The 23086-nt window shown below is 71.1% G+C and carries 20 protein-coding genes; 11 read left to right on the forward strand and 9 right to left on the reverse strand.

The genetic code is table 11. The annotated features are described in order from the left end of the window. Positions 1-650: 650 nt before the first annotated feature. Complete coding sequence (locus H180DRAFT_RS12225) at positions 651-1499, reverse strand: SigB/SigF/SigG family RNA polymerase sigma factor (RefSeq protein ID WP_055486058.1); 849 nt, start codon at positions 1497-1499, stop codon at positions 651-653. Positions 1500-1805: 306 nt separating this feature from the next. Further along, positions 1806-2936, reverse strand: a complete 1131-nt coding sequence (locus H180DRAFT_RS12230) for a ferritin-like domain-containing protein (RefSeq protein ID WP_055486059.1) — start codon at positions 2934-2936, stop codon at positions 1806-1808. A 241-nt stretch (positions 2937-3177) separates the two neighbouring features. Here H180DRAFT_RS12230 and H180DRAFT_RS12235 point away from each other — a divergent pair, with 241 nt between their 5' ends. The 6 genes from H180DRAFT_RS12235 to H180DRAFT_RS12260 all read left to right on the forward strand — a co-directional run bounded on the left by H180DRAFT_RS12235 (position 3178) and on the right by H180DRAFT_RS12260 (position 8173). Then, a complete protein-coding gene (locus tag H180DRAFT_RS12235) occupies positions 3178-4134 on the forward strand; it encodes an AurF N-oxygenase family protein (RefSeq protein ID WP_055486060.1) in 957 nt (318 codons plus the stop codon). A 36-nt stretch (positions 4135-4170) separates the two neighbouring features. Continuing rightward, positions 4171-4926: a TetR/AcrR family transcriptional regulator gene (locus tag H180DRAFT_RS12240; RefSeq protein WP_055486061.1), complete on the forward strand. Its 756-nt coding sequence runs from the start codon at positions 4171-4173 to the stop codon at positions 4924-4926. Between the two features lie 160 nt (positions 4927-5086). Continuing rightward, positions 5087-5563, forward strand: a complete 477-nt coding sequence (gene soxR / locus H180DRAFT_RS12245) for a redox-sensitive transcriptional activator SoxR (protein WP_055486062.1) — start codon at positions 5087-5089, stop codon at positions 5561-5563. A gap of 27 nt (positions 5564-5590) precedes the next feature. Then, on the forward strand, positions 5591-5857 hold the full coding sequence (locus tag H180DRAFT_RS12250) for a hypothetical protein (protein WP_055486063.1): 267 nt from the start codon (positions 5591-5593) through the stop codon (positions 5855-5857). Between the two features lie 201 nt (positions 5858-6058). Beyond that, a complete protein-coding gene (locus H180DRAFT_RS12255) occupies positions 6059-6910 on the forward strand; it encodes a protein kinase domain-containing protein (RefSeq protein WP_079100058.1) in 852 nt (283 codons plus the stop codon). A 159-nt stretch (positions 6911-7069) separates the two neighbouring features. Beyond that, positions 7070-8173, forward strand: coding sequence for a C40 family peptidase (locus H180DRAFT_RS12260; protein WP_254665996.1), 1104 nt, complete (start codon positions 7070-7072; stop codon positions 8171-8173). A 179-nt stretch (positions 8174-8352) separates the two neighbouring features. Here the strand turns inward: H180DRAFT_RS12260 and H180DRAFT_RS12265 are convergent, their stop codons facing one another. The 5 genes from H180DRAFT_RS12265 to H180DRAFT_RS12285 are packed head-to-tail and all read right to left on the reverse strand — an operon-like array spanning position 8353 to position 14030. Next, positions 8353-9609, reverse strand: coding sequence for a styrene monooxygenase/indole monooxygenase family protein (locus H180DRAFT_RS12265; protein ID WP_055486066.1), 1257 nt, complete (start codon positions 9607-9609; stop codon positions 8353-8355). Between the two features lie 48 nt (positions 9610-9657). Then, complete coding sequence (locus H180DRAFT_RS12270; RefSeq protein WP_254665997.1) at positions 9658-10263, reverse strand: GTP-binding protein; 606 nt, start codon at positions 10261-10263, stop codon at positions 9658-9660. 16 nt (positions 10264-10279) lie between these two features. Next, entirely contained in the window at positions 10280-10690 is a 411-nt protein-coding gene (locus H180DRAFT_RS12275; protein ID WP_055486067.1) for a DUF742 domain-containing protein, read from the reverse strand. Further along, a complete protein-coding gene (locus H180DRAFT_RS12280) occupies positions 10687-11238 on the reverse strand; it encodes a roadblock/LC7 domain-containing protein (protein WP_055486068.1) in 552 nt (183 codons plus the stop codon). Before H180DRAFT_RS12280 ends, H180DRAFT_RS12275 begins: the two co-directional genes overlap by 4 nt. Then, entirely contained in the window at positions 11235-14030 is a 2796-nt protein-coding gene (locus H180DRAFT_RS12285) for a sensor histidine kinase (RefSeq protein ID WP_055486069.1), read from the reverse strand. The genes H180DRAFT_RS12280 and H180DRAFT_RS12285 overlap by 4 nt, the downstream gene beginning before the upstream one ends. A gap of 423 nt (positions 14031-14453) precedes the next feature. Here H180DRAFT_RS12285 and H180DRAFT_RS12290 point away from each other — a divergent pair, with 423 nt between their 5' ends. Beyond that, on the forward strand, positions 14454-15374 hold the full coding sequence (locus H180DRAFT_RS12290; protein ID WP_055486070.1) for a protein phosphatase 2C domain-containing protein: 921 nt from the start codon (positions 14454-14456) through the stop codon (positions 15372-15374). On the opposite strand, the gene H180DRAFT_RS12295 is transcribed toward H180DRAFT_RS12290, so the two are convergent. Continuing rightward, entirely contained in the window at positions 15346-15825 is a 480-nt protein-coding gene (locus H180DRAFT_RS12295) for a MarR family winged helix-turn-helix transcriptional regulator (protein ID WP_055486071.1), read from the reverse strand. The genes H180DRAFT_RS12290 and H180DRAFT_RS12295 overlap by 29 nt on opposite strands. Positions 15826-16048: 223 nt before the next feature. Here H180DRAFT_RS12295 and H180DRAFT_RS12300 point away from each other — a divergent pair, with 223 nt between their 5' ends. After that, positions 16049-16900, forward strand: a complete 852-nt coding sequence (locus H180DRAFT_RS12300) for a lysozyme (RefSeq protein WP_055486072.1) — start codon at positions 16049-16051, stop codon at positions 16898-16900. A gap of 366 nt (positions 16901-17266) precedes the next feature. On the opposite strand, the gene lon is transcribed toward H180DRAFT_RS12300, so the two are convergent. After that, a complete protein-coding gene (gene lon, locus H180DRAFT_RS12305) occupies positions 17267-19723 on the reverse strand; it encodes an endopeptidase La (RefSeq protein ID WP_055486073.1) in 2457 nt (818 codons plus the stop codon). A gap of 139 nt (positions 19724-19862) precedes the next feature. Between lon and H180DRAFT_RS12310 the strand changes: the two genes are divergently transcribed. From H180DRAFT_RS12310 to H180DRAFT_RS12320, 3 genes are all read left to right on the forward strand, one after another. After that, the gene (locus H180DRAFT_RS12310; RefSeq protein ID WP_254665998.1) at positions 19863-20684 is read left to right on the forward strand and encodes a spermidine synthase family protein; all 822 of its coding nucleotides are present in this window, start codon (positions 19863-19865) and stop codon (positions 20682-20684) included. 80 nt (positions 20685-20764) lie between these two features. Beyond that, positions 20765-21589 carry a response regulator transcription factor gene (locus tag H180DRAFT_RS12315; RefSeq protein ID WP_055486074.1) on the forward strand — a complete coding sequence of 275 codons (825 nt, stop codon included), beginning with the start codon at positions 20765-20767 and terminating at the stop codon, positions 21587-21589. 160 nt (positions 21590-21749) lie between these two features. Then, entirely contained in the window at positions 21750-22832 is a 1083-nt protein-coding gene (locus tag H180DRAFT_RS12320) for a HAMP domain-containing sensor histidine kinase (protein WP_254666009.1), read from the forward strand. The last annotated feature ends 254 nt before the right edge of the window (positions 22833-23086 follow it).

Here is a 23086-nt window from a genome sequence, read left to right on the forward strand (position 1 = left end):
GTGCACGCAGGCTACGAGCCGCTCCATCCCCCGCACACGTGACGGACCGCCACCTTCGCGGCCCCTGCGGTGGTGCACGGCCACACGCCGTACGCACGGCGGGCCATCGCCCGCAAGGGACGGCGGCGGCTCTCCGCCTGGGACGGCGAACTCCCCCGGACGCCATGCCGGTTGGGCGGCTGGCCGCGGACGCAGGCCCACGGACGCGTGCCCACGGACGCAGGCCCAGGCTCGCTGACGTGAGCGGCGCCGGCAGCTCCGGCAGCGGCCCCCGAGCCCCGGCCGACGGGCCATGCGGAGCTGTGGCCGAACACGGCCTGGACACCGGTCACTTCACCGGCCGCAGTGCCCGGAGCAAGTATTCGGCCGAGCAGATCACGCACGCACGCGGAGGCGGAGCACGGCCGGGGGCGGGCTCTCCCCGGGTCGCCGGAGTGCGGACACGCCACCGGCGACCGGTCCTGCGGAGCGCCGCGGCGGCCATGTGCCCGCATCCCCTGCGTACACGCGCGTACGCGCAGCACAACGGCCCGCCCGCGTCCCCGGCCACCTGGACGCGGAACCGGCCGGGTCTCGCCGCGGGCAGCGGAAGCAGCGGGGGGCGCCCGTGCACCGGGGAGGACCCGCGCCGGCGGCGGTCGGACCGGCGGTCAGACCGTCATCGCGGCCCGCGCCGGGGAGGGCTCGTGAGCGCGCGCCGCCACCTCCGCCTCGACCTCCCGGTGCAGGCGCTCACACGTACGGCTGATGAGCCGCGAGACGTGCATCTGGGAGATCCCGAGCTGCTCGGCGATGCTGCTCTGCGTCATGTCGCAGAAGAAGCGCAGGTAGAGGATGTAGCGCTCCCGCTCCGGCAGGTTGCGCAGCTGCGGCTTGACCGCCTCGCGGTAGGTGACGCGCTCGAAGCCCGGCTCGGTGGCGCCGAGGGTGTCGAGCAGGGAGTAGCCGTCCTCGTTCTTGGACAGCTCGGCGTCGAGCGAGAGCGCACTGTAGCTCTCCAGCGCCTCCATGCCGATGACGACGTCCTCCTGGCTGAGGCCGCTGTGCTCGGCGATCTGCGCCACGGTGGGCGAGCGGTCATCGAGCGTGACGCCCAGTTCACGGCAGCTGGCGCGTACGCGGTTGCGCAGCTCCTGCACGCGTCGCGGCACGTGCAGATCCCACATGTAGTCGCGGAAGTGCCGCTTGATCTCTCCGACGATCGTCGGCACCGCGAAGCTCTCGAAGGCGCACCCCCGGGCCGGGTCGTAGCGCGCGACGGCCTTGACCAGCCCCAGCGCGGCGACCTGCTGCAGGTCCTCGAGGTTCTCGCCCCGGTTGCGGAAGCGCTGGGCGAGGCGGTCGGCCATCGGCATCCAGGCCCGCACGACCTCCTGGCGCAGCTCCTCCTTCTCCGGCCCGTCCGGCAGCGACGTGATGCGCTCGAAGTGGGCCGCGGTGTCGGGTGCATCGTCATGCGGGTGACGTGCGTGCTTCGCACGGAAACGGACTGCTGACATGACCTGATGCCTCCCGGTGCTCGGTGAACTCGGGTAGCGCGTCACCGCGGGAGATGGCACAGCGGTCAGGCGCGCGGCGGCGCCGACCGCCTTCCCGCAGCTGTGCCTACTGGCCGAAGCACAAAAGGGGTCAAAACACCTTAAGAGTAATGACACCGTCCAATACTCCCGATCTCCTTCAAACTACGTCGATGCCGTCTCATGTGCCACACGTACGCCGTGTTTCACCCGAGCCCGTCCGGGGACGCACGAAGGCCCCGGGCGTGCAGCAGCACACCCGGGGCCAGAAGTCCCAGCCGTCCGGCGTCAGCGCCCGGAGTCGGCCTCCGCTTCCTCGCGCTCACCCTCCGCGATCGCGTCGGCGACCTCCGCAGTCCTCTCCGCTTCCTCCGCGGCGAACCGTTCCGCGTCCAGCTTCTCGGCGATCTCCTCGTCCTGCGCCATCAGCAGATCCAGGTTCTGGTTGCCCATCTCGAAGACGCCCATGTCGAGGTACGCGCGCTGGAGCCGCTCGCCCCACAGCCCGATGTCGCGCACGCACGGCACGATGCGGCTGAAGAGCAGCTGCCGGAAGAGCTTCAGGAAGTCCGACTGCTCGCTGAAGGTCTCCGCCTCCGCCTTCGGGACCCCGAAGTTCTCCAGCACCTCGACGCCCTTGAGGCGGTCCCGCATGAGGTAGCAGCCCTCGATGACGAAGTCCTCGCGCTCCCGCAGCTCGGCCTGAGTCAGCTGCTTGTAGTAGTCGCGCAGCGCCATGCGGCCGAAGGCGACGTGCCGGGCCTCGTCCTGCATGACGTAGGCGAGGATCTGCTTGGGCAGCGGCTTGTTCGTGGTGTCGCGGATCATGCCGAAGGCGGCGAGCGCCAGCCCTTCGATGAGCACCTGCATCCCCAGGTAGGGCATGTCCCAGCGGGAGTCGCTGAGGGTGTCCCCGAGCAGCGACTGGAGGTTGTCGTTGATCGGGTAGACCATCCCGACCTTCTCGTGCAGGAAGCGCCCGTAGATCTCGGCGTGCCGGGCCTCGTCCATGGTCTGGGTCGCGGAGTAGAACTTCGCGTCCAGGTCGGGGACGGACTCCACGATCCGCGCCGCGCAGACCATCGCACCCTGTTCACCGTGCAGGAACTGGCTGAACTGCCAGGAGGCGTAGTGCTGCCGCAGGTCTGCCCGTTCGGCCTCGTTCATCTTGTCCCAGTAGGACGTGCCGTAGAGCGACATGGCCTCGTCGGGGGTGCCGAGGGGGTCCTTGGGGTCGACCTCGAGGTCCCAGTCGATGCGCAGCTGCCCGTCCCACTGCTTGTCCTTGCCCTTCTGGTAGAGGGCGAGGAGACGGTCGCGGCCGTCGTCGTAGTCCCAGCTGAAGCGGGCGGCCCCCGAGGCCGGCACCTCCCACTCCCCGGCTCCCGGGCTGTTGACGTAGAGGTCGTGCGTGGTCATGGACGCCTCCTGACTCCGGGATGCTGGGTTCCCGCCCGGGCCAATCAGGGCCCATTGGCAGGCAGTTGGCAGGCTCACACGGCTGTTACCGCGGGGTCAACAAATCCTGCGCAATGTGTGTCGCGGGGATTGACTCGCTTGCTGACACGCAGTCTCATAAGACGCTGACGACCTTGCGGTCTCCCCGGAGCCGGGGATCCAGGGGAAGTAACCTTCGGTAACTCACGAAGAGGTGCCCAGCATGACGATCACCCCCGACACGGCCACCGACGACAAGACCGGGATCCAGCCGCTCCGGGACGCCCTCGGCCTGCTCAAGGACCGCGAGCAGGTCGCCGAGCGCCTGCTGGACTCCTCCAAGAAGCACTCGTTCGACCCGGACGAGGAGCTGGACTGGGACGCTCCCTTCGAGGAGGGCAAGTGGTTCTGGCCGCCGGAGCTCGTCTCGCTCTACGACACCCCTCTGTGGAAGCGGATGTCCGAGGAGCAGCGCCTCGACCTCGCCCGCCACGAAGCCGGCTCGCTCGCCTCCCTCGGCATCTGGTTCGAAGTCATCCTCATGCAGCTGCTGGTACGCCACATCTACGACAAGCCGCTCACCAGCAGCCATGTGCGCTACGCCCTCACCGAGATCGAGGACGAGTGCCGGCACTCGAAGATGTTCGCGCGGATGATCACCAAGAGCGGAGTGCCCGCGTACCGCGTCTCCCGCCTGCATCACAACCTGGCGCGGCTGCTCAAGTCCGTCTCCACGACGCCCGGGTCGTTCACCGCCACGCTCCTCGGCGAGGAGATCCTCGACTGGATGCAGCGGCTGACCTTCCCCGACGAGCGGATACAGCCGCTGGTGCGCGGTGTCACCCGCATCCACGTCGTCGAGGAGGCGCGGCACGTGCGGTACGCCCGCGAGGAGCTGCGCCGCCAGATGGTCAGCTGCCCGCGCTGGGAGGCGGAGTTCACCCGCATCAGCTCGGGCGAGGCGGCCCGCGTCTTCTCGATCTCCTTCATCAACCCCGAGGTCTACACGAACGTCGGCCTTGACAAGCGCGAGGCGATGGCCCAGGTAAAGGCCAGCGGCCACCGCCGCGAGGTGATGCAGACCGGCGCCAGGCGGCTCACCGACTTCCTGGACGAGATCGGCGTCATGCGCGGAGTGGGCCGCAAGCTGTGGGTCAGCTCGGGTCTCCTGGCCCGGTAGGGACCGGCCGGGAGGCGTCCCGGTTACGCTCATGGGATGAGCAGCAGCGGCACGGCACCGGCGTATCGCAGGCTGAGCGTGGACGAACGGCGTACGCAGCTGATCGGCACCGCGCTCGGCCTCTTCGCCCACAATCCGCCCGAGGACGTCTCCCTCGACGACGTGGCGGCCACCGCCGGCGTCTCGCGCCCGCTCGTCTACCGCTACTTCCCGGGCGGCAAGCAGCAGCTGTACGAGGCGGCGCTGCGCACCGCGGCCGACGAGCTGGAGCAGTGCTTCGCCGAGGCACAGACCGGGCCGCTCACGCAGCGGCTCGTGCGGGCGCTGGAGCGCTACCTCGCATTCGTCGACGAGCACGACGCCGGTTTCATGGCGCTGCTCCAGGGCGGCAGCGTCGTACAGACCTCGCGCACGCACGCGATCGTCGACGAGGTGCGCCGCACGGCCGCCGACCAGATCCTCTTCCACCTCGGCTACGAGCCCGGAGGCAGGGAAGCGGGGCCCCGGCTGCGCATGACGGTCAGCACGTGGATAACGGTGGTCGAGGCCGCCTCCCTGATGTGGCTGGACCAGGGCAAGCAGCCGCCGGTCTCGGAACTTCGCGACTGGCTGCTGGACCACTTCGTGGCGCTGCTGATGGCGTCCGCCACGAGGGACACGGAGACCGCCCGCATCGTCCGGCACGCCCTGGACCTGGAGGAGGGCGACGGCCCGGTCGGCGAACTGGCCCGGCGGATGCTGCCCGTCGTCGGCGACAAGGGCCATCTCCTGGACGTACCCGGCAGCTGCTGACCGGAGCGGGACCGGACGGCCCGGGAACCGGACAGGCCGGCAACGGAACCGGAAGGGCCGGGGCCGGAAAGGGACCGGACCGGAAAGGGACCGGACCGGAGGTAACGGGGCGACCGGAACCGAACTTAAATGATTCTTGAAGAAGGCCTATTCTGGCTCCATGTCCACGCAACTGTCCTGGCAGGCCAAGGAGGCCACGGTCGGCGAACTCGCCGAACGCGCCGGAGTGGCCACCTCCGCGCTGCGCTACTACGAGCGCGAGGGGCTGATCCACAGCCGCCGCACCCCGGGCAACCAGCGCCGCTACAGCCGTGACACCCTGCGCCGGGTCGCCTTCATCCGCGCCTCCCAGCGCCTGGGCATGCCGCTCGCGGCCATCCGTGACGCGCTCGCGCTGCTGCCGGACAACCGCACACCGACCCGCGAGGACTGGGCGAGGGTCTCGGAGTGCTGGCGGGAGGACCTCAACCAGCGCATCAAACTGATGACGCAGCTGCGGGACCACCTCACCGAGTGCATCGGCTGCGGCTGCCTCTCCCTGGAGCACTGCGCGCTGGCCAATCCGTACGACAAGCTCGGCGAGGAAGGCCCGGGCCCGCGCTCCCTCGCGGGCTGCGCCTCGGACGAGTGCGGCTGAACCGGAAGACGGAGGCGGGAGCAGGGCATGCGCAGTGAGGAGAGCGTCTTCGTCGGGGGGCCGCTGGACGGCCGCGTGCTGCCCGTGCTCACCGGGGCCAACGGCCGTCCGCCGAAGAGCTACGAGGTCCCCGTCCCGCCCGCGGAGGACGACGGCCCCACGGTGGTTCACGTCTACCGGCTGGAACCCGCCGCCTTCACACGCCGGCTCGGCATCCCCCGCGGCTGGCGCTACGTGTACGAGCCGGAGGGACGCCCTCGCGGAAGGCTCCGCTGGCCCTGGAGCCGCGGCTGAGCCCCGGCCCCGCACGGACCGCACACGGCATCCGGCCGTGCCGCACCCCGGGACGCCGGCGGCACGGGGCGCGGGATACCCCTAGCACATCCGTGACGTTTTCTGAGCCTGACGTGAAGTTTGCGAAGAACTGCGACGGTTCTGTTCGCCCCGTCCCCTTGCACACTCTGTGCGCCTAGGCTGCCGAGCGTGATCCAAGGGATGGCTGGCCTCGGTAGCACAGACCCCCGGCAGGTGGGCCCGTACCGCCTTCACGGCGTACTCGGCGACGGCCGTATGGGCACCGTCTACCTCGGTCGGGGGGCACCGCGGCGGGGCGCGCGCAAGCAGCTCGTCGCCGTGCGCGCCCTGCGCCCGTACCTGCTCCGCGACCGGCCGCTGCGCGCACGCCTGCGGCAGGAGATGGAGGCGGCTGCGAGCGGCGTGCGCAGCGAGTACGTCGCCGACGCGGCGGGCTGCGAACTCGACGGCGCCCAGCCCTGGATAGCCAACGCCTTCGTGCCCGGCGTCTCCCTCGAAGCCCTGATCTCGAAGTACGGCCCCATGCCGGAGTCGTCGGTGCGCGCTCTGGGCGGCGCGCTCGCGCGGTCTTTGACGGCCCTTCACGCGGCCCGCATAACGCACCGCGACCTGGGCCCCCACAACGTGCTGCTCGCCCTCGACTCGCCCCGCGTCGTCGACTACGGCCTGGCGCTGGGCAACATGAGCGGGCCGGCCACCGACGAAATGGCCGACGACGTCTTCGACCTGGGTGCGACCCTCGTCTACGCCGCCAGCGCCCATCAGCCCTTCGCCGGGAACATGCTGCCCATGGCACGCGAGGACCCGGACCTGACGGGCGTTCCGGACGGGCTGTGCCCCGCGCTCTTCGCATGCCTGCACAAGACCCCGGAGTCCCGTCCGCCCCCCAGCGTCCTCACGCACGCACTCGACCTCGCCGACACGGCCGAACTTCCCGCCACGGACTGGCTGCCCGAGTCGTTCGTGCACGAGATCGGGCACGCGACCGAAGCGGCCCGCCGCCTGACGGGACGACGTCTCTTCGGCCGTTGACGCAGCTCCGGCCGCGCCCCGTACTGCGCGCCGCCGCACGGGCGACGCCCCGGGCACCCTTCGGGTGAGCGGCCCGGGACGGGAGCGGGGGAACCCCGCCGGTAACAAGCGCCGCCGTGCACGATCGCTCGGGTAGCGAGTCGGATCGGAGGCGAGCAGGTGTCGCATCTACGAGCAGCACATTCCGTCACGGCCGGGGCACTGGTCACGGTGGTGGCGGCAGCGCTCGCCCTCCAGCCCCTTCCGGCGGCGGCCGACCCGGGCGACAGGCCCGTCAGCGAGCTGCTGCGCGAGCTGCGGCAGATGTACGAGAAGACCGAGTCGGCCTCGGACGCGTACAACCGGACCGCCGAGAAGCTGAAGCGGCAGCGCAAGCGCACGGACGACGCGGAGAAGGCGCTCTCTTCGGTGCGTGCGGCACTCGCCGAGTCACGCCGGGAGGCCGGACGCCTCGCCCGTCAGCAGTACCGGCGCGGCGACGTCGGGCTTCCGCCGGTCGTGCAGCTGCTGCTGGCCGAGAACCCGCGGGCCCCCATGGACGGACTGCACCTGCTCACCCGTGCGGCGGGCCGCCAGGCTCTGACCGTGCAGCGGCTCCGAGCGGGCGAGAAGAGGCAGCGTCAGCTCACGGCACGCGCACGCAAGGCGCTGGCGAAGCAGCAGCGGCTCGCGGACCGCAAGGAGAAGCAGCGGGATACCGTGCGCACGCGGCTGCGCCGGGTCGAACGCACCCTGGCCTCCCTCTCCGACGACCGGCTGACGCGGCTGCGCGCCCTGGAGAACTCGCAACAGGCAAACACCCAGCGCACGTTGATGTCCTATAGGGGACTGCAGGGCCCGAAGGTGCAGAGCCGACCCTCACGCACCGGAGCGGAAGCGGTGCGGTTCGCGCTGCGGCAGATCGGCAAGCCCTACCGGTCCGGGGCCGCGGGTCCGGCGGCGTACGACTGCTCGGGGCTCACCTCGAAGGCGTGGGGCCAGGCCGGCCGCTCCATTCCGCGCACCAGCCAGGGCCAGTGGCGGAGGCTGCGGCACGTGCCGCTGAACAAGCTGCGCCCGGGCGACCTCGTCGTCTACTACAAGAGCGCCTCGCACGTCGCCATGTATGCCGGACGCGGCAAGGTCGTGCACGCGCCGCGGCCGGGTTCGCAGATCCGGCTCTCCCCGGTCGGCGCCATCCCGTCCGTGCGGGGCGCGGTGCGGCCCGACGCGGGGAAGCGTCCGCCGTCCGACCATGGCCGCACGCAGACGCCGCTGCGCTGAGGGCACTCGAGCCGGGCGGCACCGGCGTCCACCGACCGCGGGCGGGTTCCCCTTCCCCGCCCGTGACGGGCCGCCGCGCCGGATGGCCGGCGCGGCGGCCGGACCGTGCCAGGGGCGGTGCTCCCGGGCCGCGACGAGCGAACCGGGACCGCGGGCCCGGGCCGGGGCACGCGCGGGCGTCAGCCTCCCGCGACGCTGCCCAGGTAGGCCTCGGCCTTCGCCGGGTCGTAGAGGTACTCCTCGAAGTCCGCCGGGTTGTTGAAGCCGTTGGCGAACCGGTCGGCGACGGGCTGGAGCTGCCCGGCCGCGCCGATCACATTGAGCACGTGCTCGGGCGGCGGGGCCAGCATCGCGTTCGTCCACTTGGTGGTGTGCTGGACGTCGGCCCAGAAGCGGTCGAACGTCTGCTGCATCCACTCCTCGTCGAAGGGCTTGTCGCCGCGCTCCAGGATGGACGCGAGATAGGCGGCAGCGCACTTGGAGGCGGAGTTCGAACCCTGGCCCGTGATCGGGTCGTTGGCGACGACGACGTCCGCGACGCCCAGCACGGCGCCGCCGTCCGGCAGCCGCCCCACCGGCTTGCGCACCGTCGGCGCGTACCGCCCGGAGAGCGTGCCGTTGGCGTCGGTCAGCTCGACCTTCGTGGCCCTCGCGTACTCCCAGGGCGTGAACTGCTCCATGAGCTCCAGGGTCTTGGCGAGCTGCTCGTTCGGGTCCTTGATGCCCTGGAAGACATCGAGGGGCCCGCCGGGGATGCCTTCCCAGAAGAGGATGTCGCAGCGGCCGGACGTCGTCAGGCAGGGCATGACGAACAGTTCGCCGACGCCCGGCACCAGGTTGCAGCGCACCGCCTCGGTGTCCGGGTGCTCGGGACGCGGGCCGAGTCCGTTGACGTAGCTGACGGCGAGGGCGCGCTGTGGTGTGTCGTACGGGGAGCGCTCCGCGTCCCGCTCGAACATCGAGACCAGTTCGCCCTTGCCGGCCGCGACGAGCACCAGGTCGTACTTCTTCGCGAAGAAGTTGAGGTCGGAGACGGCAGCTCCGTGGATGACGAGCTGGCCGCCGCGCTGCGCGAAGGTCTCCATCCAGCCGGACATCTTCACGCGCTGGTCGACGGACTGCGCGTAACCGTCCAGAATTCCGAGCCAGTTGATGGCGCGCTGGGTCTCACCGGGACCGTGCACGGACTCCGGGTCGGCCACGGAGACGCCCAGGCCCTCGACCTTCGGGGCCTGGTTCTCCCAGAAGTTGACCTCGATGTCGCGCTCGTTCTGCAGCGCTGTGTGGAACTGCATCTGCGTCGACATGACGCGTCCGCCGCGTATCTCGTCCGCCGTGCGGTTCGACATAACGGTGACCTCGTAGCCCTGGGCCTGCAGGCCCAGGGCCAGCTGGAGGCCTGCCTGGCCGGCTCCGACAATGAGTATCTTCCGCATGGCGGTCTCTCTTCTCCGTTACGTAGTGCAGTTCCGCGCCGCGCCGGATCAGGCGGGCGTGACGTCCAGTGCGTGACTGACCAGCGCGAGCAGGGACTTCAGTACCGTGGCCCGCTCACGCGCATCCATGATCACAACTGGCACGTGCTTGGGGACGGACAGGGCCTCCCGCACGTCCTCGGCCTCGTACGCGGTGGTGCCCTCGAAGTGGTTCACCGCGACGACGTACGGATACCCGCAGCTCTCGAAATAGTCCAGCGCGGGGAAACAGTCCTCCAGGCGGCGCGTGTCCGCCATCACGACGGCACCGATGGCGCCGCGCACGAGGTCGTCCCACATGAACCAGAAGCGCTGCTGCCCCGGCGTGCCGAACAGGTAGAGCACCAGGTCCGATTCGAGGGTGATGCGCCCGAAGTCCATGGCCACCGTGGTGGTGGTCTTCTCCGGGGTCGAGGTGATGTCGTCCTCGTCCTCGCTGGCCTGCGTCATCAACGCCTCGGTCGTCAGCGGCTCGATCTCGGAGATCGAACCGACGAACGTCGTCTTGCCGACGCCGAAGCCGCCCGCCACCACGATCTTGGTGGATATGGGGGCGTGCGAGAGATCCTCCTGCCAGTCCTTCACTCCGGGTGCGGTACCTTCCGCATTCCTCACTTCTTCCACGACCGGCTCAGAGCCTGCGAAGTCCACCGAGCACCCTTTCCAACAGCGCACGGTCGGGCCGGTCGCTGCCGTGCCCGGTGCCGTGAACGCGCACCCGTCCCTGGTCGGCGAGGTCGCTGAGCAGAACCCGTACCACACCCAGAGGCATCTTCAACAGTGCTGCGATCTCCGCCACCGAACGCATGCGGCGGCAGAGTTCGACGATCGCCCGCATCTCGGGCATGACCCGGTCACGCAGGCCGCCGGAGGTCAACTCCGGCCGCTCCTCCGGGGCTTCGATCGCCGCGACGATCGTCTCGACCAGCAGCACATGGCCGAACCGGGTACGTCCTCCAGTGAGGGTGTACGGGCGGACTCTCTTGGACTTGCCGCTCTCACGTCGAACGGGCAAGGGGGGCGGGGAAGAAGCAGGTGTCACTGGTCCAGCTCCATCGACGAGCGCAGTTCGGTACGGAGTTCGGGGGTGAGGACATGGCCGGCGCGGCCCACGAAGAGCGCCATGTGGTAAGCGATGACGCTCATGTCACAGTCCGGCGTGGCGTGTACGCCGAGCAGGGAACCGTCGCTGATCGACATCACGAAGAGCGAGCCCTCGTCCATGGCGACCACGGTCTGCTTGATCTCCCCGCCGTCCATCAGCTTGGCGGCACCGAGAGTCAGGGAGCCCAGGCCGGAGACGATGGTGGCCAGATCGGCGCTCGTGCCCTTCGGGCTGCGCACGCCTCCCTTGCGGGACGGAACGTCTCTGCCGTCCGGACCGTCCGTACGGCCGCCGGCGCCCTCGGACGCGGAGCCCGCGGCGGCAGCGGCTTCCGTCTTGAGGTCGGAGGACAGCAGCAGCAGCCCGTCGGACGAGACGACGGCGACGGACAGGACGCCCGGCACCTCTTCGACAAGGTTCTCCAACAGCCAGCGCAGATTGCGCGCTTGGGCGCTGCCGGTCGTGCGCGTGGTGGACGCGTTCACCTGCGAGCCTCCTCGGCGGTACCACTATCGGACTGCGTCCCCGGTTGATCAGAGACATTCCCATCAGCGTCGGTCTCCGCGGCCGCGTCACGGCGGCCGTGTTCCGCTCCGCGCTGGAATCCGCCGAGGCGGCGGCGCATCTCCTCGGCGTTCGGGCCCTGCTTGCGCGGCTGCACGGGGTCTCTCTGCGCCTCCACATGATGCGGAGTCCGCTTGGGCAGTCCCTTTTCGGTGATCCTGGGCTGTTCCGGGATTCCGGCTTCGGGGCCGGTTCCGGTCCCGAAGGCGGTACCGGTCCCGGAGGCGGTACCGGTCCCGGAAACCGCCCCGGCCCCGGCCCCGGCAGCGTCGTCCTGCTGTGCGGTCTCCGCCAGGGGCGCGGCCTGCGGCCCGGCATCCGGTGCGGGCTCCGGGTCGTCGGGGCCCGGCTCGTGCCCCGCGCGGGTGCCGGCGTCTCCCGGCGCCAACGCGTGTTCCTCGGACTCCGGCCTCTGCCCGAGCGGTTCCGGGGCCTCCTGCACCGGTACGGCGCCCGACTCCCGGACCGCCCGCTCCGCGGCGGACACCAGCGGGTCGTCGCCGCTTCGACGGCTGGGCAGCGCATTGGAGTTGGCCTCCGCGGCCGAGCCGGGGAACGCCGACGCCGGAGCAGCGGGGACACGTCCCGCCCCCGCTTCGCCTGCGGCGGCCGCGACGGGGACCGGCCGTGCGGGAAGCAGCTGGCTCGGCACCGCCACGACGGCCGCTATGCCGCCGCCGTGCCTGCGCTCACGCAGCTGCACGCGCAGCCCGTGCCGGGCCGCGAGCCTGGCGACGACGTACAGGCCCATGCCGAGGCCGGCCTCGGAGCTGCGGTGCCCGGTCTGCGAGGCGGCCGCCTCCATCTCGGGGGGCTCCTGTCCGTCGGGCACGCTGAGCCTCGCGTTGAGCGCGGCGAGTCTTCTGCCCGTGACCCCTATGCCCTCGTCCTCGACCGAGAGCATCACCTCGCCGCTCTCCAGCAGCCAGCCGGACAGCTGCACCTGGGCGTCCGGCGGGGAGAAGGTGGCAGCGTTGTCGAGGAGTTCGGAGATGAGGTGGCTGACGTCGTCGGCCGCGTACCCGGAGACCTGCACGTGCGGCGGAAGCGTGCCGAGCTCGACGCGCTCGTACCGCTCGATCTCACTGATCGCGGCGCGCAGCACGTCCAGCAGCGGCACGGGACCCGAGTGGTGCGCGGTGACGTGTTCGGCGCCGGCGAGCAGCAGCAGGTTCTCGCTGTAGCGCCGCATCCGGGTGGCCAGGTGGTCGAGCTTGAAGAGCGTGCTCAGCCGGGACGGGTCGCTCTCCCGGTCCTCCAGGTCCTCGATGACGCCGAGTTGGCGCTCGATGAGACCCAGGGTGCGCAGCGCGAGATTGACGAACGTGCCGTGGACGGCGCCCGACATCGCGTCGAGGCGCTCCTTCAGCTCGGCGTACTCACCGCGCACACGGTCCCGTTCGGCGGTGAGCGCGTCCTTGTGGCGCACCAGGTAGTTGTTGTCCGCCTCGGCCTCCGCGGCGCGTTCGTGCACGCCGACGACGGTCTGGTGGAGCGTGTTGAGGGAGCGCACCACCTCGGCGAACTCGTCGTTCCTGCCGTTGAAGACGACCGGCTCCTCGCCCACCGGGTTGCCGGCGAGCCTCCGCGAACCGCGCTTGAGCACGGACAGCGGACGGGCCATGGAGCGCGCCGTCTGCACACTGATCCCGGCCGCGAGGAGCAGGCAGGCCCCCACGAGGGCGATGCGCCACTCCAGCGCGGTGACGTCGTCGTCGCGGAGCCCTTCCAGGTGCTTCAACTGCTCGGCCGCGAAGGACGACTGGACTCCGCGCATGCTGTCGATGCGCGCGGAGAGCGTGGCGTCGATGCGGTCGTGGTTCATCGCGCGGTCGCCGGGCGTCAGGTACGGCTGGTCGGTGAGCCGCTCCAAATACCGCTGTGCGACGGTGACGTCGGCGCCGGTGACGGTGTTCGTGAAGGAGTCACGGGCCCGGCTGCCGGCGCCGTCCCCGAAGTCCTCGAGCGCGGCCTGCTCCCGTACCTCCGCGCGCTGTGCCTCGGCGGTCAGGGAGCGCTGCGGCCCTCCGGCGGCGAGCGCGCCGCGCAGCAGTCCGCGCACCGCCGACGCCTGTTCGACGGCATGGCCGAGGTCGGGCAGGGCGTGGGCCGCGCCGGGGCCGGCGGCGGAGCCTGCCGACCCGTTTGCGCGCGCGGGCAGGGACCGGGCGACGTCGGTGCCGACGTCCTGCAGCGTCCTGATGGTGCCGGTGTAGGCCTTGTGGATGTCGAGAGCGCCGCTGTCGCCCGCCTGCGCTTCCTGGCGGATGCCGGACAGCTTGCCCAGCGCCTTGCGCACGGACGCGGGCGCCGTCTCCCGGATCTCGGAGACCTGCCGGTCGACGCGCCGGCGCTGCTCCTCGGTGACTCCCGCGCCGTCGCGGCTGGTGCGGCCCGCGGCGACGTACTCGACCATGCCGTCGCGTTCGTCCGCGAGGGCGTGGCCGAGGGCGATGGCACGCTTGTCGAGTTCCGCGCGTTCCACCAGCTGCTGGGACTCGGTGAGGTCGTCGTAGGCGGTGAGCACCGCGGGCGTGCCTGCTCCGATCACCGCGAGGGAGCACAGGGCGACGGAGACCAGCAACCGGTTCCGGACCCGCGCGCGGCGGGGGCCGGGCGCCTGCGAGGGGCCGCCCTGTGCCGTCGTCCGGTTTCCGGGCCTGATCCGCAGTCCGCCCGTTCCGTCCGGCTTCCGCAGTAGCTTCGTCCGCACCCGTGCTCGCAATCTCGTCGGGGCCTGCCCCAGGGACGGCCCGGCGCAGTCCAACCTTGTGTTGCAGGAGCGGACTTGAGCCCGTCGTCCCTTTCCCTTGCATCCACCGGACATCATCCGACCTTTCAGCACGGACGACAGGGGAGGTGACAATCTCCTGCGGGGCCACCCGAAGGAGTGAACCGTAACCGGGAGTCGGCGAACAACTCCGCCCGCACACCCCAACCACCCTGATACGGGCACCGGTTGGAATTCCCGCTCAGGTCCTGGCAGGATGCGCGTTCGCATACTTGCGGACGCACCTATTCCGGTCAACTCCCGCCCTGCCGCGAGGTCTGACCTGGACGTCCTTCCGAATCGCAGGGCCTTGACACGCACTGAGCGCATCCTCTTCCGGGACGGCCCGAGTGCAGACTGAACCGCATGCGCATCGACATGACCGGTGAGGCCGGAGATCCCGGTCGCCCCAATGAGGACTACGCCTCGGCGGCTCTCCCCTCCGCAGGAGAGGGCGGCGCACTGGTGGTGCTGGACGGTGTGACGCCCCCGCAGGACGGGACCGGATGCACGCACGGAGTGCCCTGGTTCACGGCCCGGCTCGGCGGTGCGCTGCTCGAACTGGCCACCTCAAGGCGCGAATTGACGCTCCGCCGGTGCCTCTCGGAGGCCATTTCTCGTACCGCTGCCGAGCACTCCTCAACCTGTGACCTTTCTCACAGGCGTACTCCGCAGGCCACCGTCGTCACGGCCAGATGGGACGAGCGGAGCGTCGAGTACCTGGTTCTCTCGGACTCCGTGCTGGTCATGGAGCATCCCCACGGCTCCGTGACTCCCGTGCTCGACTCCCGGCTGCACCAACTGCCCCCGCACATCGGCTCGTTGCGTCGCCGAGTACGTGAACTGCCGGAGGACAGCGCCGAGCGCGGCGCGGCGAGGGCCGAGTACGCGAACGCGGTCGAGGCGCTGCGCAACGCCCCCGGGGGCGAGGGTTTCTACACCGCCGCCGCCGACCCCGCCGTCGCCTCGCTCGCGGTCACCGGCAGCGCACCGCGGGCGGAGGTACGGGCACTGCTCGCGCTCACCGACGGCGCCGCGCGCTGGAGCGAGGTGTTCCGGCTCGGCGACTGGACCGCGCTCCTCGGGCTCGTACGCGAGGAGGGCAGCGAGGCGCTGGTGGCCCGGGTACGGGAGGCGGAGCGGGCCGATCCGCACGGCGCGGCGCACCCGCGCGGGAAGACGCACGACGACGCCTCGGTGGTCTTCGCCGAGCTCGGAACGGGCGCACAGGCGACCCGTCCGACGACCCGCCGGCCGGTCAGGAGTCCACGTCCGACAGGGAGTTGAGCTGGTGCATCAGCCGCGCCAGTTCGGCGATCTCTGCGGGGTCCCAGGTGGCCAGCTTGCGCACCCACTCGTCCCGCCGTGCCTCCCGCACCGCCCGGAAGCGGTCGCGGCCCTGCGGGGTCAGGTGCACCAGTGAGGCCCGTCCGTCGTCGGGATCGGGGGCCCGGGTGATCAGGCCGAGGTTCTCCAGCACCCTCAACTGCCGGCTGATGGTGGCCTTGCCGACTCCGAAGTAGGCGGCGAGGGCGGTGGCCCGCTGCGCGCCTCCTTCGTCGAGCCGGACGAACAACCCGTATGCGGCGGGCTCCAGTTCGGGGTGGACCTCGCGGGCCAGTTCGCCGGAGAAGGCGCGTGCACGGCGCATGAACACCGTCAGTTCCCGTTCCAGATCCAGCAGTTCGGGCGCATGCTGCCGCATGGATTCATCCACCTGTGCGCTCTCTTCCGTCATTCTCGCGGAAAGTTCCCGTCGCGGACCGCCGATCGTCCCAGCTCCGGCGGAGTTTCGCAGGTGTGGACCACCGACGGGAGAGCTGTCCGTCTTCCCCGGCTATGTCTACGCGCGTACCGTAAAAGACATGACATGCCCACACCAGATCGGGCATGGCACAGCCCCCCGCACCGCACCCCGCTCCAACCCCCACATCCGTCCCCCCACGGTTTCGGAGGCAGCGATGCCAGGTCACGGACCACGCAAGGCCCGCCGCAGGCGAGGAATCCTCTACGCGGCCGCGCTGTTCACATCCGCACTCGCCCTGCTCGTCACCGCACCCGGTGCGGCGAGCGCGGCCCCCGGCGACACCGTCCCTCCCAAGCCCGGCGAAGCCTCGATGGGGGTGGGCGTGCGGATGCACGAGGGCGGCGACCCCACCGACGGCACACCCCCCAGGACCCTGGACGCGACCGTCCACGGCGTCGACGTGAGCAGCCATCAGGGCAACGTCAGCTGGTCGACCCTCTGGAACAGCGGCGTCAGGTGGGCCTACGTCAAGGCGACCGAAGGCACGTCGTACCAGAACCCCTACTTCGCGCAGCAGTACAACGGCTCGTACAACATCGGGATGATCCGCGGCGCCTACCACTTCGCGCTGCCCGGCAACTCCAGCGGCTCCGCACAGGCCAACTACTTCGCGGACCACGGCGGCGGCTGGAGCAAGGACGGCAAGACGCTGCCCGGTGTGCTCGACATCGAGTACAACCCGTACGGCTCCACCTGCTACGGGCTGAGCCAGAGCGCCATGGTCAGCTGGATCCGGGACTTCACCGACACCTACAAGGCACGCACCGGCCGCGACGCCGTGATCTACACGACCACGGACTGGTGGACGCAGTGCACCGGCAACAACGGCGGCTTCGGCAGCACCAACCCGCTGTGGATCGCGCGCTACGCCTCCTCGCCCGGCACGCTCCCCAACGGCTGGGGCTACTACACGTTCTGGCAGTACACCTCGACCGGACCGACCGTCGGTGACCACAACCTGTTCAACGGTGCGATGGACCGGCTGCAGGCACTCGCCAACGGATGAGGTGACGCCGCGCCACGCGCGGCGCCGCGGCGAACCGGGCGGGCCGGCCACGCCCGCCGCACGACGCCGCACCGGCGAGCCGGGCGAACCCGGCGGGAAGGTGCCGGCGCGGCGGTCCCAGCCGGGAGGGGGTGCCCGGTGGCGGTGTGACACCGCCACCGGGAGCTCCCGAGCGCACCGCGTCAGGAACCTGGACCCACCTGGACCCACCTGGATCCGCCGCGCGGATCCGCCGCGGACTCCCCGCAGCTCAGCTCCCGCCCGGCTTCGTGGTGCTCCTGCCCGGGGCGGAGCCGGTCGCGCGTCGCCGCGCCGGCGGAGGACGCCGGCGCGGCGGGCGGACGGGGCCGGGCTTGCGGCGGCGGTTCAGGCCGCCACGGGGAACTCCCGCCCGGCAGCGGGGCAACCGGACTCGGCCGGTGTCAGGGCCAGTTCCAGCACCTGGCGGATGTCGGAGAGCGGACGCACGTCCAGTCCCGCCAGCACCTCTTCCGGCACGTCGTCCAGGTCGGGCTCGTTCCGCTTGGGGATCACGACCGTCGTGACGCCGGCGCGGTGCGCCGCGAGCAGCTTCTGCTTGACGCCGCCGATGGGCAGCACCCGGCCGGTCAGCGAGACCTCGCCGGTCATCGCCACGTCCGTGCGCACCTGACGGCCGCTCAGCAGCGACGCCAGCGCGGTGGTCATGGTGATGCCCGCGCTGGGACCGTCCTTGGGAACGGCGCCCGCCGGCACGTGCAGGTGGATTCCGCGATCCTTCAGGTCCGCGACCGGCAGTTCCAGCTCCGCGCCGCGTGAGCGCAGATACGACAGGGCGATGTGCGCGGACTCCTTCATCACGTCACCGAGCTGACCGGTGAGGGTCAGCCCGGAGCCGCCTGTCTCCGGGTCTGCCAGTGACGCCTCCACGAAGAGCACGTCACCGCCCGCGCCGGTGACCGCGAGCCCGGTCGCCACACCCGGCACGGACGTACGCCGCTCCGCCGGGTCCTGCGCGGACTCGGGGGTGTGGTGCGGCCGCCCGATCAGCGCGCGCAGCTCGTCCGCACCGACGGTGAAGGGCAGCTCGCGCTCGCCCAGTTCGTGCTGGGCCGCGACCTTGCGCAGCACCCGGGCGACCGAACGCTCCAGGTTCCGCACGCCCGCCTCCCGCGTGTACTCGCCGGCGAGCCTGCGCAGCGCGCCGTCCTCCAGCAGGACCTCGTCGGCCGCGAGTCCGGTCCGCTCCAGCTGGCGGGGCAGCAGGTGGTCGCGGGCGATGGTGACCTTCTCGTCCTCGGTGTATCCGTCGAGCTGGACGAGCTCCATGCGGTCCAGCAGCGCCTCCGGGATCGCCTCCATGACGTTGGCGGTGGCGAGGAAGACCACGTCGGAGAGGTCGAGTTCGACCTCCAGGTAGTGGTCCCTGAAGGTGTGGTTCTGCGCCGGGTCCAGCACCTCCAGCAGAGCCGACGACGGGTCGCCCCTGAAGTCGGCGCCGAGCTTGTCCACCTCGTCCAGGAGCACGACGGGGTTCATCGAGCCGGCCTCCTTCACGGCACGCACGATGCGGCCCGGCAGCGCGCCGACGTACGTACGCCGGTGACCGCGGATCTCCGCCTCGTCGCGCACACCGCCGAGGGCGACACGGACGAACTTGCGCCCCATCGCCCGCGCGACGGATTCGCCGAGCGAGGTCTTGCCGACGCCGGGCGGCCCGACCAGCGCCAGCACCGCGCCCCCGCGGCGGCCGCCGACGACGCCGAGGCCGCGCTCCTCGCGCCGCTTGCGCACCGCGAGGTACTCGGTGATGCGCTCCTTGACGTCCTGCAGGCCGGCGTGGTCGGCGTCCAGTACGGCCTGGGCGCCGCCGATGTCATAGGCGTCCTCGGTGCGCTCGTTCCAGGGCAGCTCCAGGACGGTGTCGAGCCAGGTGCGGATCCAGCCGCCCTCGGGGGACTGGTCGGAGGCGCGCTCCAGCTTCTCCAGCTCCTTGAGCGCGGCCTTGTGCACGTGCTCGGGCAGGTTCGCGGCCTCGACGCGGGCGCGGTAGTCCTCGCCCTCGTCCTCGGGGTCGCCGTTCAGTTCGGCGAGTTCCTTGCGTACGGCGTCGAGCTGGCGGCGCAGCAGGAACTCGCGCTGCTGCTTGTCGACGCCTTCCTGGACGTCCTTGGCGATCGACTCGGCCACGTCCTGCTCGGCGAGCTGGTCGCGCAGCGTCCGCACCGCGAAGCGGAGCCGTTCCAGCGGATCGAGGGTCTCCAGGAGCGTGATCTTCTGCTCGGTGGACAGGAACGGCGAGTATCCGGCGTTGTCGGCGAGACGGCCGGGGTCGTCGATCTGCTGGAGCCGGTCCACGATCTGCCATGCGCCGCGCTTGCGGAGCCAGTCGGTGGCGAGCGCCTTGTACTCGGTCATCAGCTCGGCCGTGGCGGCACCGGCACCGTCGTTCGCCCCCCTGTCTCCGGTCTCTGCGGGGGCACCGGCGGAATCGGGCTCCTCGATGAGCACGCCCTCCGTCCACAGGGCCTCGCCGGGGCCGCTCGTGCCGGAGCCGACGCGCACCCGCTGCCGGCCGCGGATGAGGGCTCCCGGATCGCCGTCGGCCAGGCGTCCGACCTGTTCGACACGGCCGAGCACACCGATCTCCCCGTAGCGGCCCTCCACCCGGGGCACGAGCAGCACCTCGGGCTTCTCCCCCTTGCCGGCGGCGGCCCGAGCGGCTTCCACCGCCCCCCGCACCTCGCTGTCGGACAGGTCCAGCGGCACCACCATTCCCGGGAGCACCACCTCGTCATCGAGGGGCAGCACGGGCAGGGTGAGCGGTGTGGACGTCGAAGCCATGATCTCTCCCTCGGCAGGCAAGTTGAGCTATGCCCACTCAATGCTCGCCCGGCCCCGGATGTTCCACGGTGGCGGCCGTGTTCGCCACCAGCGATCACCGCCGCGGCACGGCCGCGCCGCCACGCGGCAGGATGGGCGCATGCCCCAGCCGCACAGCCACAGCACCTCTCACAACACCGCCGGCCCCGGCGGTCATACCGGGGCCGGGACCAACGGTGTCGCCGTGTCCGGCCCCGACCCCGGCCCCGGGGCCGGCCCCGGCGACGGGCAGCCCGTCGTCCTCGACCGCCGCGACGGCCCGCACGGCGAGGTCGTGCTGCGGCAGCACGGGCAGCTGCTCCAGATCATCGCCAACGGCACCTTCCTCATGGACACCTCCGACGGACGCTCCGAGCGCCTGCTCGTGCGGGCGGCGCTGGAGGAGCTGCGCCGCGGACCGCACCGCGGACTGCGCCGCGAACCGCCCCGGCTGCTCGTCGGCGGGCTCGGCGTCGGCTTCTCGCTCGCGGAGGCGGCGGACGAGCCGGCGTGGGGCCGCATCACCGTCGTGGAGCGCGAGCAGGCCGTGATCGACTGGCACCGGCAGGACGGCCCTCTCTCGCGGCTGTCGGGAAGAGCGCTGCGCGACCCCCGCACGGAGATCGTGCACGCGGACCTTCTGGATCACCTCGGCCGGGACGCCGTCCGCACGCAGCCGTTCGACGTGCTGTGCCTGGACATCGACAACGGCCCGGACTGGACCGTCACCGACGGCAACGGCACGCTCTACTCCTCCGGGGGGCTCGCGGCGTGCCGTGCGAGCCTGGCGCCCGGCGGCGTACTGGCCGTGTGGTCGGCGCAGGCCTCCCCGACATTCGAGGAAGCATTGCGGAATGCCGGATTCAAACGAGTTCGCACAGATGAGATCCCCGTCGCCCGAGGCGTCCCCGACGTGGTCCACTTCGCAACCAAACCGGCATAGCCGCAGCCGACACGATCCCCTTACGCTGCTGCAAGCACGCACACAAACAAGCCACGGGGCCATTGCAGGGGCGGGGTCGAATGGACCAGAAGAACATCACACCGACACAAAGCAACAACGCGTCCGCGTCGACGACCCCTGGCGCGCAGCGCAGAATTCTGGTCGTCGAGGACGATCCGACCATCGTGGACGCCATCGCGATGCGGCTGCGCGCCGAGGGATTCCAGGTGCAGACGGCCGGCGACGGCCCCGCCGCCGTCGACACGGCCGAGGCCTGGCAGCCCGACCTGATCGTGCTCGACGTGATGCTGCCCGGCTTCGACGGGCTGGAGGTCTGCCGGAGGGTGCAGTCCCAGCGTCCGGTGCCCGTGCTGATGCTCACGGCACGTGACGACGAGACCGACATGCTCGTCGGGCTCGGCGTCGGCGCGGACGACTACATGACGAAGCCGTTCTCGATGCGCGAGGTCGCCGCCCGGGTGCACGTACTGCTGCGCCGCGTCGAGCGCGCCACTCTCGCCGCGCACACACCGCGCAGCGGCATACTCCGCCTCGGCGAGCTGGAGATCGATCACTCGCAGCGCCGGGTCCGGGTCACCGGTGAGGACGTGCACCTCACGCCCACCGAGTTCGACCTGCTGGTCTGCCTGGCGCACTCACCGCGGGCCGTGCTCTCCCGCGAGCAGCTGCTGGCCGAGGTGTGGGACTGGGCGGACGCCTCCGGCACACGCACCGTCGACAGTCACATCAAGGCCCTGCGCCGCAAGATCGGCGCGGAGCGCATCCGTACGGTGCACGGCGTGGGCTACGCGCTCGAGACGCCCTCGTCGGGGTCGAACTCGGCGAACGCGGCCTCCGGCGCGGAGGGCGGCGCCGGTTACCCGGCAGCCGCGGACGGCTCCTGACGGGCGGCGCCGCGACGTGACAGATGTACCTGATACGTCGTCCGCGCGCCGGGCGGTCCGCGTCCCGCGCACCACGGTCCGCGCCACCGGGAGGTTCCTGGGGCGCGGGCTGCGCGCCCTGGGGCGCCTGAACCAGCGCCTGCGCAGGCGCTGGGAGCCGGTGTGGGTGGGCTGGCTGGACCGGCTCTGGGAAGGGCTGCGCCCGCTCGACCCGTACCGCTCGGTGAAGGCGGCGCTGGGCGCGCTGGTGATCGTTTCTGTGGTGATCACCACGCTGCTCGCGCTCTTCGCGGTCAACTCGGCGACCGAGCTGCGTGTGATCACCATCATTTCGATCATCGCCTCGCTGCTGATCACCCAGTTCGTGGCGCAGTCGCTGACCGCCCCGCTGGACGAGATGACGGACGCCGCCCGGGCCATGGCCGACGGCGACTACTCGCGGCGCGTGCGCGGCGACCGGAGGGACGAGTTCGGCGAACTCGCCGAGACCTTCAACCAGATGGCCGCCGACCTGGAGGCCGTCGACCAGCACCGCAAGGAGCTCGTCGCCAACGTCTCGCACGAGCTGCGCACGCCCATCGCGGCGCTGCGGGCCGTGCTGGAGAACGTCGTGGACGGGGTCTCCGACTCCGACCCCGAGACGATGCGCATCGCCCTCCAGCAGACGGACCGGCTGGGCCGGCTCGTGGAGCACCTGCTCGACCTGTCCCGCCTGGACAACGGTGTCGTCCCGCTGCACTCGCGCCGCTTCGAGGTGTGGCCGTATCTGGCGGGGGTGCTCAAGGAAGCCAACATGAGCAAGGGGCAGGGACATTCGCGTACGGACGTCCATCTGCACCTCGACGTCTCCCCGCCCGAACTGACGGCCTATGCGGACGCGGAGCGCCTGCATCAGGTCGTCGCCAACCTCATCGACAACGCCGTCAAGCACAGCCCGCCGCACGGGCGCGTCACGGTCCGCGCACGCCCGGGAGCGACGCCGGAGAGCCTCGAGGTGGAGGTGCTCGACGAGGGCCCCGGCATCCCCGAGTCGGAGCGCGCACACGTCTTCGAGCGCTTCAACCGCACCAAGGCCGCCGAGGCCTCGTCGCAGCGCGGCGCGGGCGACGGCGGCACCGGGCTCGGCCTGGCCATCGCACGCTGGGCCGTCGACCTGCACGGGGGCTGGATCAGGGTCGCCGAGTCGCCTCGCGGCTGCCGCATCCAGGTCACGCTTCCGGGCGTGGAGGAGGCGCAGGGCTGACGTAGCCTCGAAGGCGGGGGCGAGCAGGGAGAGCGGGGCGGACGAGCGCCACCCGCACAGTGGGACGCACAGCCCGGGCGGGCAGTTCCACTGTGCGGCGAACCTCGGTTGTTTCCCATCGCGTCATGCGCCGAAACCGGGCCCGAGATGTGACTTCCGTGACGACAACCGGGGCTGGACTGCAAGTCATGCGGGTGGAGGCGTAGCCTTTGTTCCCGCTGTCCACCATCTAAGGAACGCGGAAGAGGGCGGTT

The sequence above is a fragment of the Streptomyces sp. WMMB 322 genome (assembly GCF_900090145.1).
Taxonomy (GTDB): domain Bacteria; phylum Actinomycetota; class Actinomycetes; order Streptomycetales; family Streptomycetaceae; genus Streptomyces.

Coding starts and splice junctions, on each gene's coding strand:
- H180DRAFT_RS12230 (WP_055486059.1), bottom strand. CDS start 2,936: ATGACCACGCACGACCTCTACGTCAACAGCCCGGGAGCCGGGGAGTGG.
- H180DRAFT_RS12265 (WP_055486066.1), bottom strand. CDS start 9,609: ATGCGGAAGATACTCATTGTCGGAGCCGGCCAGGCAGGCCTCCAGCTG.
- H180DRAFT_RS12255 (WP_079100058.1), top strand. CDS start 6,059: ATGGCTGGCCTCGGTAGCACAGACCCCCGGCAGGTGGGCCCGTACCGC.
- lon (WP_055486073.1), bottom strand. CDS start 19,723: ATGGCTTCGACGTCCACACCGCTCACCCTGCCCGTGCTGCCCCTCGAT.
- H180DRAFT_RS12295 (WP_055486071.1), bottom strand. CDS start 15,825: ATGACGGAAGAGAGCGCACAGGTGGATGAATCCATGCGGCAGCATGCG.
- H180DRAFT_RS12225 (WP_055486058.1), bottom strand. CDS start 1,499: ATGTCAGCAGTCCGTTTCCGTGCGAAGCACGCACGTCACCCGCATGAC.
- H180DRAFT_RS12235 (WP_055486060.1), top strand. CDS start 3,178: ATGACGATCACCCCCGACACGGCCACCGACGACAAGACCGGGATCCAG.
- H180DRAFT_RS12300 (WP_055486072.1), top strand. CDS start 16,049: ATGCCAGGTCACGGACCACGCAAGGCCCGCCGCAGGCGAGGAATCCTC.
- H180DRAFT_RS12250 (WP_055486063.1), top strand. CDS start 5,591: ATGCGCAGTGAGGAGAGCGTCTTCGTCGGGGGGCCGCTGGACGGCCGC.
- H180DRAFT_RS12315 (WP_055486074.1), top strand. CDS start 20,765: ATGGACCAGAAGAACATCACACCGACACAAAGCAACAACGCGTCCGCG.
- H180DRAFT_RS12290 (WP_055486070.1), top strand. CDS start 14,454: ATGCGCATCGACATGACCGGTGAGGCCGGAGATCCCGGTCGCCCCAAT.
- soxR (WP_055486062.1), top strand. CDS start 5,087: ATGTCCACGCAACTGTCCTGGCAGGCCAAGGAGGCCACGGTCGGCGAA.
- H180DRAFT_RS12240 (WP_055486061.1), top strand. CDS start 4,171: ATGAGCAGCAGCGGCACGGCACCGGCGTATCGCAGGCTGAGCGTGGAC.
- H180DRAFT_RS12310 (WP_254665998.1), top strand. CDS start 19,863: ATGCCCCAGCCGCACAGCCACAGCACCTCTCACAACACCGCCGGCCCC.